The organism is Natrialba chahannaoensis JCM 10990 (assembly GCF_000337135.1).
GTDB classification, from domain to species: Archaea; Halobacteriota; Halobacteria; order Halobacteriales; family Natrialbaceae; genus Natrialba; species Natrialba chahannaoensis.
In genome coordinates this window covers 1-12,327 of the sequence record NZ_AOIN01000017.1, presented here as the reverse complement: position 1 = coordinate 12,327, position 12,327 = coordinate 1, and the positions used below count along the sequence as shown (strand labels likewise).

Sequence of the window (12,327 nt, the reverse complement as noted above, 5' to 3'; positions counted from 1 at the left end):
TTGCCCTGACTGCAGTTTGACGGAGAGCCAGATCGAGTGCCGTAGAGTCGGCGGGTGAACACACTGGGATGAAAGCGCCGGCTGGCTCTCTGCGGTGCTCAACTCGAGTCGGACTCGAGTAACTCGTCAGTGAGCATCGGGAGGAACGCGCCGATGTCGGTGACGAGGCCGATGGCCTGTGCGCTGCCGCGGTCGAGCAGTTGGGTGACGGTTGCGGGGTTGATGTCGACGCAGACGGTCTTGGTCGTCGAGGGCAGACAGTTGCCGACGGCGACGGAGTGCAAGAGCGTCGAGAGCATGAGCACGATGTCGGCGTCCTGTGCTTGCTTGCGGATCGCGTCCTGCGCCTCGATCGCGTCCGTGATGGTATCGGGAAGCGGACCGTCGTCGCGGATCGAGCCTGCAAGCACGTAGGGGATATCGTTTGTGACACACTCGTACATCACGCCCTCGTCGACGACACCGGCGTCAACAGCCTCGGGGATGCCGCCGTGGCGGACGATTTCACTGATCGTGTAGATGTGGTGCTTGTGTCCCTTACGCGGGTGTTCGAGGCTCTCCGTGTCGACACCGAGGGAGGTGCCGTAGAGGTCTCGCTCAAGATCGTGGACGGCGAAGCCGTTGCCTGCGCTGATCGCGTCGACGTAGCCCTCTCGAACGAGTTCAGCGAGCGCGTCGCGGCCCCCCGAGTGGACGATCGCGGGCCCACAGACGGCGAGGACGGTGCCGTCGTTCTCACGTACGTCGCGCATCTCGTCGGCGATTTCTTCGATTAGCGATTTAGACGGGCGTTCGCTGGAGACGCCGCCCTGCATGAAGCCGAAGGAACCGCCGCCGTTGCGCGGGCGTTCGGGTGGTTCGACGCGGATGCCGCTCTCGCCGGTGACCACGAGGTCGCCTTCCTCGACGGCGTTGAGGACTTTGGTATAGACGCGTGGCTCGTTGCTGTCGGTATCGCTGCTGTCACCGCCATTGCCGCCACTGCGCTCTCCGTTATCCTCGCCTCCATCTTTCTCCACGACGAGCGCACAATCCATTTCGATATCCTCAACCTCCGCCCAGTCGCCGTGGATGCGGACGTACGTGGGATGATTCGTCGTCGAGTAGAAGTCGACTGGAACGACCTGATCGTCCGGCGCAGGCTCGATCGTTGCGTCCCGCGGATCGGCGACGGTCGCCCCTTGCTGGTTAAGTTCGTGTACGATCGCCCGGAGATCCGCTGGTGTCTCTGCGGTGACGGTCATCCGGCAGTACGTCTCGTCGTGCTTGTGACGGCCGACTTCGAACTCTTCGACTTCGAACTCACCGCCCATCTCCATGACGGCCCCGAAACAGTGGCCCATCGATCCGGAGTCGATGATGTGGCCCTCGAGTTCGACGGTCTGGGAAACAGTCATTGAGACGAGTTGGCGGGCGACCACCGTCAAGGTGTGTGTCTTCGGCCAGCGTTGCACACCGGTTTCGGAGCGTTGCTGCTGTAGCGCCCGCCAACTTCACGCGTATCAGTATGCATGACAGTACCAACCTATATGAGTGATTTTATCATACTACCAAACATGGTCAACACAACAATACCTCGCGGTCAGTCGCGGTGCCGTCGATGTGGATTCGAAGCGCCCGGTGGCGACGAGCAGTGGCGACGAATTGAGGTCCCGAAACTCGGCCGCATGACGCAGTGTCCAAAGTGTGAGAGTACGGACATCATCACGAGCAGATAGTCGAGGGCCCGCGTCGAGACACGTAGTGGTCGATCGAGAAGCAACCTATTCGCGAGCAGCGAGTGGCATCTGACGCCGTGTCACAACAGACTCTTGACCGTCTCAGTCTTGCTAGAATCATATGGGAAACGACGACCACGAGCGCACAGCAGCGTCGGAACAGCAACCGACGACCGACAAGACCGACGCGGAGTGGCGCGCGGAACTCGACGAGGAGGAGTACCGAATCCTCCGTGAAGCGGGCACCGAGGCCCCCTTCAGCGGCGAGTACGTCGATCACAAGGCAGACGGTAGTTACGAGTGTGCTGGCTGCGGGGCCGAGCTGTTCGACGGCGACACGAAGTATGACTCCGGCTGTGGCTGGCCGAGCTTCTACGATGTCGACGACGACCGAATCGAGACGCGACTCGACACCAGCCACGGGATGCAACGCACGGAGGTTCTCTGTGCCAACTGCGGCGGCCACCTCGGCCACGTCTTCGAAGACGGGCCGGAGCCGACCGGGAAGCGCTACTGTATCAATTCTGTTGCGCTGGACTTCGAGGATGAGGTGTCCGAGAACTAGGGGCTGTAGATCGAGAAGTGTGAACTGAAGCGTGAGCTGTTTTGCTCCGTCTTGACGACGTGAACGCAAACGCAGGCACACCCTTTTCGAGCGACCTGCCCCACCATCGTCCATGTCCAGCGATCGACCAACTGCGGAGGAACTCCGCCAGGGGATCACCGTCGAAATCGTCCAGGGCGACCACGATATCGAGTCGGAGGATCAGGAACCGATCATCGGCGAGGTCGGCACGGTCTACGAGGACGATCCAGCGGGTCCGAAGTCGAACTGAAAAGCGGCGTCGTCGGCCACGTCCAGTCGGTCGTTCACGACGAGTGAGTTCCGTCTTCAGCTACGGACGACCAGTCCGAGTCTCAGCGTCAGCACGAACGCCAGCACCAGCGCCAGTACCAGCACCAGCACCAGCACCCGCTGTCGCCAGCACCAACCACTTCCGCCCAACCGTTGTCTCCTTCTGACAGCCATGTGCTCCGGCAGCGGCTCGAGTGCACCCGCATCCGAACCACCATCCAACCCCGACCGCACCTCTCTCCCCGCACTCGCCCGATCCGTCGCTGCAGTCGCTCGCAAACGCCAAATCAGCGTCACCGCCGCGGGGCTCGCCTACCACGCGTTCAACACGCTCGTTCCCCTGGTCATCCTCCTGCTCGTCGGTATGACGCTCGTCGACGCACTCGAGCCGCTACTCGAGATGATCGAGGAGGCGGCCGGACTCGAGGGAATGCTCACGTCTGATGCAAGCGAGGTAGCCGGGGATGCAGGCGTCGATCTGGCCCGGGCTGGTGTGCTCGCGCTGGCGATCTTGCTGTGGAGCGCCGCGCGGCTCTTTCAGGCAGTCAACAGCGCGTTTACGGGCATCTACGGCTCTCGGAAGGACCAATCCTACGTTGGCAGCGCCATGACAGTGACGATCGTGACGGTGCTCAACACTGCGTTGCTGACAGTGACGGTTGCACTCGGGGTCGCACTGGTCAGCGTCGTCGGCGTCAGCGTCTCGGTCTTCGTCGGCGGCGTGGCGGCGACCCTCGTCAGCAGCATCGTCCTCCTGGGGCTTCTCACCGTGCTCTTCTTCCCGATGTACTACCTCTTCCCGCAAGCGGACGTTTCAGCTCGCGAGGTGCTTCCAGGGACGGCCTTCGCGGCGCTCTCCTGGACGGTGTTGGCGCTTGGCTTCCGGCTCTACGTTGCGACATCTGAGAGTATTGCGCTGTTCGGCATCGCTGGTGCCGTCCTGTTGATCCTGACGTGGGTCTATTTCGGCGGCTGCTGCTTGCTGCTCGGGGCGATCCTCAACGCCGTTCGTGCGGGGCGTGTCGATCCTGACGAGGAGTGGGAGCCGGTACAGGATGCAGTGCCAGCCGACGTGTAATGGTGTCCGACTCTTCTCTCCTCTCACCTCGCACCTCTCGCGGACTACTGTTTCCCGGTACCGCTCGCCGCCGTTGTTCGCAGTTTCCGCCATCCTCGCTGATTCCAACCGCGAATCTCCGTCGGTACTCACACGAGACGACCATCGGCGGAGTAATCGTTATATGCACCACTGCCCGAGTGGCGTCACGATCAGACGACCTGCGACCGCCGGGGTATGACTCAACGTTCCAATCGTTCCTGCGGCGGCTGACCCGCAGTTCGCTCTCTGCCACACAATGAAAATCCTCTCCTGCAACGCTGGCTATCTGCTTGGCTACCAGAACGTCCTCGGGGGCTACGTCCCGCCGCCAATCGGTGCCACCCTGGGTGACACCGCCGCCGAACGACAGGCGTTCAGACGACTCGTCTCGCTCATCGAACGTGAGCGTCCCGACATCGTCTCGCTCATCGAGCTCGACCGCGGCTCTCATCGCACGATCACGGAGGGGCAGTTCCAGACGTTGTGTGACTCGCTTCGCCGACGCGGCCTCTCCTACGGCGGCGAGATCGCGAACAAGTACGGCGACAGCGGACTCGTCCAGTCACTGCCGTTCTTCGGACAGCTCGGCAACGCTGTGCTCTCGCGTGCAGATCGCGACCGCACGATCGTTCCACACTACCTCTCAGCCGGCGGCAAACGACTCGTTCTCGAGATGGGGGTCGCCGCCGACGTGGTTCTGTTCATGGTCCACCTCTCGCTTGGCGCGCGGAGCAGAGAACGACAGCTCGCCGAACTCGCAGACCTTATCCACGACCGCGCTGACGGACGGCAGGTCGTTGTCACCGGCGATTTCAACACATTCGCCGCGACCGACGAACTGCGCGAGTTCACAGCGCAGACGACACTCGAGTTACAGATGCCGGGCGAGACGGTGCCAGCGCGCCCGTTCGACGACTGGCTCGTCAGCTCGCGGCAGCTCGATCTGTTCTGTTGCTCGCCATCGCTCGACGTGGCGCGCTGTGACGTCCTCGACGTGCAGTTGTCGGATCATCGACCGGTCGTACTGGAATTGGAATTGGACCGCTGATTCCGCCAGCCGAAACAGACAGCACGTGACACCCAGAGTTCAATACGTCCTCGCGTCGTGACGGCTGGTAATGATCGACGCCGAACCTGCCGTCCGATTGCTGGGAACGATCGACGGTACGCGCCGATTCGAGGACGCGCTGGCCGACCTGTTCGCCGGCGACGGCACGGTCTACCTCATCAGCGGCTATTTTACGTACCAGGGCTACTGTCGGGTTCGAGACGATATCGACTCGTTTCTCGAGCGCTCGCAAGAGAACGAACTGATCGTCGTTGTCGGTCCCGCCTCGGATCAGTTCTCTGCGCGGATCGCCGAGGATCTCTGGGCACATGACGAGCACGACCAGGTGTCGCTGTACAAGCGCGCACGCGGCCTCCACGCGAAGCTCTACCTTCGGGATGGGCCTGATCCTGTCTGCATCATCGGCTCCGCAAACATCACACAGGTCGCCTTCGAGTACAACGTCGAGCTGAGCGCCGAACTCGTCCGGGACAGCATCGACCATCCGGACCTTCGGCCGTTTCTCGAGTGGGCCACCCAGTTGACGGCGAACGCGACGCCACTCCGGCGGCGCGATATCCTCGGACCGGTACAGATCGGCTGTTCGCTTATCAACTGGTCGAACAAGGCGCGGCTACTGCCGCCCCGGAACGTCGTCCTCAGAGTGGTTCCAGTACTCCTCTTGCTGGTCGTTCTCGCGGGGCTGTTCCGGTTCGTATGAGCGGTCTCCACGACCGCTGCCGAGAGCCTGCGAACCGATGCTTTCACTCTCCCCTGTCACATATTCCCATCGGATGCATACCGCACGGACTGTCGATACACCCCCGCCGCGGCTACTCGTCGTCGGCTCGGCCCTTGCGACCGAGTTCGACTCGCTCGTTTCCGCGTGGAGCGGACGACTCGCCGAAGCCACCACCGAGTCGGTCCCGTCGAAGGCCGCTGCACTCGAGTGGCTCGACCAGCGCGCGGCCAGTGGCGTCGATTGCGTGGTGACGGCAGCCGACCTTCCCGACGGGTCAGGGCTGGGGCTACTCGAGTCGATCCGAGAGCGCGAGATCGAACACGGAGGTCGTGGGCCGGAGAACGAAAAGCGCGATGTGCCGAGTGATGATGGTGACGACGGTGACTGGGTCCCAGTTGTTCTCTCGCCGAGAGCAGGCGAAGGGGATGATGCACTCGCGCGAGCAGTAGCTGTGACCGGGGGTGCTGAGTACGTTCCGCGTGTTGGCGAACCGGACGGAGTTGCGGATACGGATACTGGAGTGGGTTCAACAGCAGACCCAGACCCAGATTCAGATTCAGATCCAGATCCAGCCCCAGATATAGGTCTCTGCCGAGATTCGAATACCGGGCTCTTGACGGCTCTCGAGCGAGTCCTGTCACAAACTGGGAGACGGGACCGACGCCGAGAGCAGGCCAGACAGTTCGAGGCAATCTTCGACGATCCGTCGGCGTACGGCTGGGTGCTCGACCCCGACGGCGCGGTCCGGCGAGCGAACGAGGCTGCGCTCGCCGACCTCGATGCGACGCCGTCCGACGTTCGCGGGCGCGACCTCTGGTCGCTCGCCTCGTGGGACCAACTCGAGGACTGTCGCGACATGATCCAACAGGCCGTCGAGGAGGCTACGAACGGTCAGCTGGTGCGCCGGGAGATAACGCGCGAGCGGCCGAGCGACACGGCCAAAGACGTGACTCGAGAAACGGCCGGGAACGCGGCGGATGGCGGAAACCGTCAGACCCTCGACCTGACTGTCCGGCCGGTCACCAACGGCGACCGCGTCACGACGATCCTCGTCCGCGCGACGGATGTCACCGAGCGCGTGGCACTCGAGCGCGACCTGCGCGAGTCCGAGGAACTCCACCGGGTGACGCTCAATCACATGACCGATACGGTCCTCATCACGAACGACAAGGGCGAATTCACTTACGTTTGCCCGAACGTGCACTTCATCTTCGGCTACACGGACGAGGAGATCCACGAGATGGGGTCGATCGACGAACTGCTCGGCGCGGACCTGTTCGACCGCGCGGCGCTCGCCGAGGATGGTGTCCTCACGAATATCGAGTGTACGGCGACAGACAAGGCGGGTCGCGAGCACACGCTGCTGGTCAACGTCCGCGAAGTCTCGATCCAGGACGGGACGCTCCTCTACAGCTGTCGCGACATCACGACCCGCAAGCGCCGCGAGGAGGCGCTGACGGCGCTGCATCGGACCGCCCGCGAGTTGCTCTACGCCGAAACAGATCGCGAAATCGCGGCCGTCACCGTCGACGACGCGACGGACGTGCTCGACCTTGAGGCGAGTGCGATCTACCTGTTCGATACCGACGAGAACGTGCTCCGGCCGGCCGCCCGCTCGGACTCGATGGCGGCGCTCCACGGCCCGCTCTCAGCACAGCAGGTTGGTGAGAGCATCGTCGGCGATGTCTTCATCGACGGTGAGAGCCGGTTCCTGGCGGATGTCCACGACTCGCCGCTGCTCACCGATCCGACGACGGAGATCAGAAGCGCCGCGTTCGTCCCGCTCGGTGATCACGGCGTCTTCGTCGCCGGCTCGGCCGAGGCGGACGTCTTCGACGAGGTCTCCGGCGAGGTAACTGACCTGCTGGCGGCGACGGCGGAGGCGGCACTCGACCGCGTCGAACGCGAACGCACGCTTCGGGAGCGCGACCGCGAACTCAAACACCAGAACCGCCAACTCACCAGACTCAACCAAATCAACGAAATCATCCGCGAGATCGACCAGGAACTCGTCCAGGCCGAAACGCGCGACGAGATCGAACACGGCGTCTGCGACCGGCTGACGGCTACGGACCGGTTCTCGTTCGCCTGGATCGGAACCGACGATCCGTCCGGTGAGCGACTCGAGTCTCGCGCCCACGGCGGGACGGATCGCGGGCGGGACTACCTCGACAGCGTGTCGTTTTCGCTCCCCGCAGAGCCGGGTGATGGTGCCACGGGAGACGAGTCGACAGCAGCGACCGCAACTGCAACCGCACCATCCGTCCACGGCTGCGAGCCCGCCGTCAGAACCGCCGTCACGCGCGAGGGGACGGTCGTTTCCAACGTCGTCGACGATCTTCGCGAGCAGCCCTGGCGGAGCGAGGCGCTCGCTCGCGAGTACCAGTCAGTCATCAGCGTCCCGCTCTCCTACGACGAGTTCTCCTACGGCGTGTTGACCGTCTACGCGGACCGACCCGACGCCTTCGACGACGTAACTCGTGCCGTCCTCACCGAACTCGGCGAAACGATCGCCTCGGCCATCGCAGCGGTCGACCGCAAGCGCGCACTCCTCTCGAACGCGAACACGCGACTCGAGTTCGATGTCGCAGACGAGAGCTTCGTTTTCACTCGCCTCGCGACGCGGGCGGACTGTACGCTCTCGTTCGACGGCGGCGTTCGACAGCACGAGGACGGCGCGACGGTGTTCGCCTCGGTCGAGGGCGCACCGGCAGCCGACGTCGTCTCAGCGGCGACTGAGCTCGTCGCGGTCACTGATGCGCAGGTCGTCAGCGACCACCGGCGCGGAGGGCACGAGAGCGCGAACGGGGGTGGTGATGCGAACGCGACCGGCGAGGGCGGCGGGACGATCAAACTCGAGCTCGCGCGGCCGTTCCCGGCGCTCACGCTCGCGGACCACGGTGCCATCCTTCGTAGTGTTCGGGCAACTCCCGACTCGACTCGCGTCGTCGTCGACGTTCCTGCCGATGTTGACGCTGGTGGTACTGGGGGTACTGATGGTTCTGATAGCACTGCTGGCACCGCCACCGACACCGGCGGTGCCAGCACTGACATCGTGACGACAGCCTTTCCAGCCATCGAACTGCGCTCGAAGCGGCGAGTCGACCGGACGACGCCGCGGGATCTACGCGCCGAACTGCTTGATCGGCTGACCGACAGGCAACTCGAGGTAGTCCAGCTCGCGTACTACAGCGGCTACTTCGAGTCGCCGCGCGAGCGTTCTGGGGAGGACATCGCGTCGATGCTCTCGATATCGCCGGCTGCGTTTTATCGTCATCACCGGACGGTTCAGCGGAAACTCTTCTCGGTTATCTTTGGCGAGCTTGGCGTACCGTCTCACGTCATGGTTGAATAGTGAACCACGTTTTGCTTCCGACGCTAGATACTCAACGGACAGCTTCAACCTAATATCCCTAATATTCCTGAATGTGACGATCGGTGCGTCACGGTGTCCACCACGATGAAAGACGTCAAACTCGACCCAAGCGAGGAATCGGTATACGAGTGTTTTGCCTGCGGAACTGTCGTAACGGCAGTTGCACACGGTTCTTGTCCCGACTGCGGCGCAGACATGCGAAATCGCGGAACGCCCATCGAGTAACGAATTTCCAGCTTCTGCCTCGCGTCGATCGCACACAACCACGCTGAGAGCGACTGCTTCCAAACCGGAACACGCCTGCCGAATCCACTCCTGCAACACTGTCTTACCGGTCGTATGGGTCGCCTGCAACGAACGCTCTCGAACATTTCAGAAACGAGTGACACCGACAACGGCCGCGTCGCCGTCGCGGGCGGTAGCATTGACTATCCAAATCAACCCGTGCTCGTCGGGCGTGCAGCGCTTCGAACCGGCACAGACCACGTCCGCGTGCTCGTCCCGGACCCACTCTATGGTCCCGTCGCCGGCTCGTCGCCGAACCTGCTTGTGAGCTCCTACGAGGGCGATCAGTTCGACCAGAACGCAGCAGACGACGCGGGCAACGTCTGCGAGTGGGCCGACGCACTCGTCATCGGCCCCGGCCTCGTCGACGCGGACACGGACGCGCTCCGCGACGTTCTCGAACGAACCGACATTCCTGTCGTCGTCGACGCTCTGGCGATCGAACCCGCACTCGAGTCGGATCTCTCGACGGCCGTGCTCACACCGAGTGAGTCGGAGGACGATCCGATCTACGAGGCCTACGGCTCGCTCGAGGCGTTCACCGAGGAGACAGACGCTGTGATTACGCTGACCGGCGGCGTAGACGAGATCGTGACGGCGGGTGAGCGACTCGAGAGCGATACCGGCACGTCGGCGCTGACCGTCGCGGGGACGGGCGATACGCTGGCCGGAATCACGGCGTCGTTGCTTGGTCAGGGGATGGATCGCCAGGAAGCGGCGGAACTCGGTGCCTGGATTCTCGGCAAGAGCGGTGAGCTCGCGACGACCGAGTACGGGCCGGGGGTGATTGCTACGGACGTGATCGAGTGTATTCCGAAGACGATCCGCTAAGTAGAATGTGTCGCGATGACCGACCGATGCATTGGCCGAAACCAATCGACGCGTTGGCCGCGTTGACCGAACCGATAACACACGTCGTGTCGTAGATCGCGATATGGGCGCACCCGTTGACACGAGCGAAATTTCACATCCGCTGGTCGCCAGAGTCTACGACGTCATCGTCCCGGATCGACTCCTGTTCGAGCCGCATCGACAGTATCTGACCCGAGAGCTCTCTGGTCGCGTGCTCGACATCGGTGCGGGAACGGGTGCGAACTTCCCGTATCTCGCGGAAGCGGATCCGACCGTCGAGATCCACGCAATCGAACCGGACCGACACATGCGCCGCCAGGCAGTTGCCAAGGCGAGAGAGTACGGGTGTGCAGTCGATCTTCGCGACGCTCGTGCCGAGTCGCTCCCTTATCCGGATGACGCCTTCGACGTTGTGCTCGCCAGTCTCGTCTTCTGTACGATTCAGGAGCCTGACGCCGCACTCGAGGAGGTCGCACGCGTACTCAAACCCGGTGGTGAGTTTCGGTTTCTCGAGCACGTTCACGCCGACGGCTGGCGCGGGACTGGACAGCACGTCCTGAATCCGTTCTGGGAGCGCGTCGCTGGCGGCTGTCAACTCACTCGAGAGACCGTCGAGCGGTTCGTCTGTCACGACGAGTTCGCCGTCGAACAGATCGAGCGGATCGACCGCGGCGTCTTCCCGGCGACGCCGATCGTTCGTGGGACGCTGCGGCGTCGTCGGCACCGATAATTCGCGAGCTACTTACTCACTCGAGGACGCGTCGTCCGGTCGCAGTACCTTGAGTATGCGTTCTGAACGCGCGCCGAGACCGAGTCCGGCGAGGAATGTGAGGAAACTGGGGACGAGAATCCAGAAGAGGTTCGGGTGCCCGCTGCCGGCGTGGAGTGGTAGTTCGAACATAGGCACTCTCTGTCCAGCGGTTCCAATGAATCTGCCGGTCACTGCAGGTTCTGCAGTCATTCGCCGCTGCCAACCAGTCTTCCACCGGGAACCAGCCACTGTTTCACTTTCGCTCCGGTGGGCAAACCCTCTTACACGCCGGTCCCCCAGACGGTGGTGATGGATGGGACCGCGCGCCGCGAGTTGCAGATCGACGACGACGCCCTCCCCTTCGATCCCGAGACTACGACGATCGACGACCGGGATGTCTTCGACCTGCTCGAACCCGCCGTCCAGGAGTGGTGGCTCGCAGAGTTCGGCGAGTTCGTCCCCGAGAACGACGGTTTCTTTACGCCACCGCAGCAGGGGGCGATTCCGAAGATTCACGAAGGGCAGAACACGCTGATCTGTGCGCCGACCGGTAGCGGAAAGTGTATCAAACCAGATACGCCGATTATCGTTCGAGACGATGGAGAGGCAACAGTCCTTCGAGCAACTGAGCTTCTCGAACGACGGAATCGAAAAGTCACAGATGTCGACGAAGACGGAGAACTGTACACGAGTTCGGTCGAGGCGTATTCGCTCGACGAAGACGAACTCACACTCCAACAGTCGATGGTCTATTCGGAGACCTACGACGGACCGATCCATCGAATTCAAACGTCGTACGGGAGAGAAATTGAAATCACACCGAATCATCCGCTTCTCGTCGAGACATCGTCGGGACCCGAATGGCAATCCGCAAGCGAGATTGAAGACGGGGACCGGATCGGAATTCCTCAACATGTCGATCTCCCCGAACGTGATATCGAGCTTGACGTAGGTGCAGCACTCGATCAGCTTCGATCAGAATTTCCGCTTGTTGCGACCGAGGTTGAGTCGGATCACGTCCTCGTTCGTCTCGAGGATGAGGCACCTATTTCGGCGTTTGCCGAGGACGAACGACGGCTTGCGCTCGCACTCGCAGGCCTTTCCTTCTCAGACGTTGCGGACCGACTGTCGATTAGCCTCGCATCCGTCTCAAATCTCGTACACGGTAGAAGCGAGTACTGTTCTGAAGAATTTCTTCAGATACTTCGAGAATCGTATACGCCGCTTCGTTCCGGTGAGGTACTCGTTAAAACGGACAACGGTCGCCTTTCCCGATTTTGCTATCCTACCACGCTCGACTCCGAACTCGCAGAACTGGCAGCATTCGTCCTCGCAGAGGGCTTGATTGGTGAATACGAACGGACCCGATTTGTACAGATTTCGCAGAAAAATCGGACCGAACTGCTCGAACGTGCGATGGAGACGATGCGGGATCGGTTCGGTATCGAATTCGAACAAAAGTCGGAGATTGACTACATGATCTCCGATTCGGCGTTTTCCGTGTTCTTTGCAGAACGCTCTTGTGTAGCACTTTGTTGATTTCACAGTGTGGCTTTGATAGCGTGTTTGAGCGCTTCTCTCCCTGGTTTCCGCAGTAGCT

Annotated in this window: 11 protein-coding genes and 1 pseudogene; 10 read left to right on the top strand and 2 right to left on the bottom strand. The window is 62.2% G+C overall.

What is annotated here, in order from left to right:
• Positions 1-98: 98 nt before the first annotated feature.
• A complete protein-coding gene (locus tag C482_RS02245; RefSeq protein WP_006165743.1) occupies positions 99-1,397 on the bottom strand; it encodes an ornithine cyclodeaminase family domain in 1,299 nt (432 codons plus the stop codon).
• Between the two features lie 442 nt (positions 1,398-1,839).
• On the opposite strand from C482_RS02245, the gene msrB reads away from it, so the two are divergent.
• The 9 genes and pseudogenes from msrB (at position 1,840) to C482_RS02205 (ending at position 10,706) form a co-directional block, all read left to right on the top strand.
• Positions 1,840-2,283 (top strand): peptide-methionine (R)-S-oxide reductase MsrB, encoded by a 444-nt coding sequence (msrB, locus tag C482_RS02240; protein ID WP_006165742.1) that lies wholly within the window; start codon positions 1,840-1,842, stop codon positions 2,281-2,283.
• Between the two features lie 112 nt (positions 2,284-2,395).
• Positions 2,396-2,601 (top strand): annotated as a pseudogene (locus tag C482_RS02235) (DUF2196 domain-containing protein).
• 145 nt (positions 2,602-2,746) lie between these two features.
• Entirely contained in the window at positions 2,747-3,652 is a 906-nt protein-coding gene (locus C482_RS02230) for a YihY/virulence factor BrkB family protein (protein WP_006165740.1), read from the top strand.
• A gap of 277 nt (positions 3,653-3,929) precedes the next feature.
• Entirely contained in the window at positions 3,930-4,721 is a 792-nt protein-coding gene (locus C482_RS02225) for an endonuclease/exonuclease/phosphatase family protein (RefSeq protein ID WP_006165739.1), read from the top strand.
• Between the two features lie 70 nt (positions 4,722-4,791).
• Positions 4,792-5,442 carry a phospholipase D family protein gene (locus tag C482_RS02220; RefSeq protein ID WP_006165738.1) on the top strand — a complete coding sequence of 217 codons (651 nt, stop codon included), beginning with the start codon at positions 4,792-4,794 and terminating at the stop codon, positions 5,440-5,442.
• Between the two features lie 73 nt (positions 5,443-5,515).
• Positions 5,516-8,818 (top strand): bacterio-opsin activator domain-containing protein, encoded by a 3,303-nt coding sequence (locus C482_RS02215; RefSeq protein ID WP_006165737.1) that lies wholly within the window; start codon positions 5,516-5,518, stop codon positions 8,816-8,818.
• A 105-nt stretch (positions 8,819-8,923) separates the two neighbouring features.
• Entirely contained in the window at positions 8,924-9,064 is a 141-nt protein-coding gene (locus C482_RS21000) for a rubrerythrin-like domain-containing protein (protein ID WP_152421951.1), read from the top strand.
• A gap of 114 nt (positions 9,065-9,178) precedes the next feature.
• Positions 9,179-9,955: an NAD(P)H-hydrate dehydratase gene (locus tag C482_RS02210; RefSeq protein ID WP_006165736.1), complete on the top strand. Its 777-nt coding sequence runs from the start codon at positions 9,179-9,181 to the stop codon at positions 9,953-9,955.
• 103 nt (positions 9,956-10,058) lie between these two features.
• Positions 10,059-10,706, top strand: a complete 648-nt coding sequence (locus C482_RS02205) for a class I SAM-dependent methyltransferase (RefSeq protein WP_049896399.1) — start codon at positions 10,059-10,061, stop codon at positions 10,704-10,706.
• Between the two features lie 12 nt (positions 10,707-10,718).
• On the opposite strand, the gene C482_RS21705 is transcribed toward C482_RS02205, so the two are convergent.
• The gene (locus C482_RS21705; RefSeq protein ID WP_006165734.1) at positions 10,719-10,877 is read right to left on the bottom strand and encodes a hypothetical protein; all 159 of its coding nucleotides are present in this window, start codon (positions 10,875-10,877) and stop codon (positions 10,719-10,721) included.
• A 159-nt stretch (positions 10,878-11,036) separates the two neighbouring features.
• Between C482_RS21705 and C482_RS02200 the strand changes: the two genes are divergently transcribed.
• A complete protein-coding gene (locus tag C482_RS02200; RefSeq protein ID WP_006165733.1) occupies positions 11,037-12,266 on the top strand; it encodes a Hint domain-containing protein in 1,230 nt (409 codons plus the stop codon).
• Positions 12,267-12,327: the final 61 nt, after the last annotated feature.

What these genes read in the sequence shown, in the direction of transcription:
- C482_RS02220 (WP_006165738.1), top strand. Translation starts at nt 4,792, where the DNA reads ATGATCGACGCCGAACCTGCCGTCCGATTGCTGGGAACGATCGACGGT.
- C482_RS21705 (WP_006165734.1), bottom strand. Translation starts at nt 10,877, where the DNA reads ATGTTCGAACTACCACTCCACGCCGGCAGCGGGCACCCGAACCTCTTC.
- C482_RS02200 (WP_006165733.1), top strand. Translation starts at nt 11,037, where the DNA reads ATGGATGGGACCGCGCGCCGCGAGTTGCAGATCGACGACGACGCCCTC.
- C482_RS02245 (WP_006165743.1), bottom strand. Translation starts at nt 1,397, where the DNA reads ATGACTGTTTCCCAGACCGTCGAACTCGAGGGCCACATCATCGACTCC.
- C482_RS02210 (WP_006165736.1), top strand. Translation starts at nt 9,179, where the DNA reads ATGGGTCGCCTGCAACGAACGCTCTCGAACATTTCAGAAACGAGTGAC.
- C482_RS02205 (WP_049896399.1), top strand. Translation starts at nt 10,059, where the DNA reads ATGGGCGCACCCGTTGACACGAGCGAAATTTCACATCCGCTGGTCGCC.
- C482_RS02225 (WP_006165739.1), top strand. Translation starts at nt 3,930, where the DNA reads ATGAAAATCCTCTCCTGCAACGCTGGCTATCTGCTTGGCTACCAGAAC.
- C482_RS02230 (WP_006165740.1), top strand. Translation starts at nt 2,747, where the DNA reads ATGTGCTCCGGCAGCGGCTCGAGTGCACCCGCATCCGAACCACCATCC.
- C482_RS21000 (WP_152421951.1), top strand. Translation starts at nt 8,924, where the DNA reads ATGAAAGACGTCAAACTCGACCCAAGCGAGGAATCGGTATACGAGTGT.
- msrB (WP_006165742.1), top strand. Translation starts at nt 1,840, where the DNA reads ATGGGAAACGACGACCACGAGCGCACAGCAGCGTCGGAACAGCAACCG.
- C482_RS02215 (WP_006165737.1), top strand. Translation starts at nt 5,516, where the DNA reads ATGCATACCGCACGGACTGTCGATACACCCCCGCCGCGGCTACTCGTC.